The sequence below is a fragment of the Pseudomonas sp. P5_B2 genome, from assembly GCF_056400445.1.
The window spans coordinates 1-1,388 of the sequence record NZ_JBFULH010000891.1 but is presented as its reverse complement, the minus strand read 5'-3'; the positions used below and the strand labels follow the sequence as shown (position 1 = coordinate 1,388).

The window sequence follows — 1,388 nt, the reverse complement described above, 5'->3', positions numbered from 1 at the left end:
CATTAGAGCTGGTCTTGACCCAGATCTGCTGCAAGGCCAGGCGCTTCTCGTAAATTACCTTCAGCGCCTGACTGTGCTCGAGCATAGCCTGGATGCGAATGTGGTGTTTTTCGTCCAGCAGGCTGGTTTCCCGCGAGAGCAGGCGCTTGGCGCGGTGGAATTGATGGCGGACCGAGTGATCGACCTTTTCCAGCTCCTGCTTGACCAGCGGCCCGATCACCAATTTGCGGTACTGGGCCATGATCTGAAAGCGGTTGTTGAGAATCGCCATGGCGGTGTCCATGTCCAGGCTGCCTTTGCCTTCAACACGGTGGGCAATCGGGGCAACCCGCTGGACCTTGGCCAGACGGAAAAAACTGAAGACCTGGATCCAGGCCCAGCCGAGGTCGAACTCCCACTTCTTCACCGACAGTTTTGCCGAATTAGGATAGGTGTGGTGGTTGTTATGCAATTCTTCACCGCCGATCAGGATGCCCCAAGGCACCAGATTGGTTGCAGCATCGCGACATTCGAAGTTGCGGTAGCCGACGGCATGGCCTAGGCCATTGACCACGCCAGCAGCCCACACCGGGATCCACATCATCTGGATGGCCCAGATGGTGATACCGATAGTGCCGAACAGCAGTAAGTCGATGACGCCCATAATTGCGATACCCAGCAGCGGGAATCGAGTGTAGAGGTTACGTTCGATCCAGTCTTCGGGGCAGTTCTTGCCGTAGATACGCAGGGTTTCCGGGTTTTCCGCTTCGGTACGGTACAACTCGGCGCCTTTGCGAAGAACGGTGGAAAGCCCCTTGATGACCGGGCTGTGCGGGTCATCGACGGTTTCGCATTTGGCGTGATGCTTACGGTGGATAGCGGTCCACTCGCGGGTGTTCTGTGCCGTGGTCAGCCACAGCCAGAAGCGGAAGAAATGTTTCAGGCCGGCATGGAGCTCAAGCGAGCGATGGGCTGAGTAACGATGCAAATAGACCGTGACGCCGATGATCGTGACATGGGTCATCAGTAGTGTGACTGCTACCAGTGACCAGGGCGACAAGCCGAGTAAACCTTCGTACCACATAGGCTGTAGGGCCCTCGATAAAGAAAAAAATAGCCGTTGCATTATCACTAAGCCCACGGATAAAACCAGTCGCCCTTTCGGATAAGAGTGGCTGGATGTGTCATTAACCTATAATTCCAACCTTTTTGTAGGGACATGGACGGCCGAATGTCTGCCACCTATCGCAACGCCATGCTTGCAGCGCTGCTCTACCTGATGCTTTCAGTAACCTGGATGGTGTTCAGTGGCTATTTATTGAACAGTTTCTTCGATAGTTCTGCCGAGCTATTGYGATGGCAACTGATCAACGGCTATTTCTGGGTGGTGCTCAGCGCCGGTTTGATCT

General features: G+C 54.8%; 1 protein-coding gene. It reads right to left on the bottom strand.

Annotation, left to right across the window (positions count from 1 at the left end; translation table 11 throughout):
- A partial coding sequence (gene desA, locus AC1DRJ_RS27765; RefSeq protein WP_477804965.1) for a delta-9 fatty acid desaturase DesA occupies positions 1-1,063 on the bottom strand: 1,063 nt, incomplete at its 3' end.
- Between the last annotated feature and the right edge of the window lie 325 nt (positions 1,064-1,388).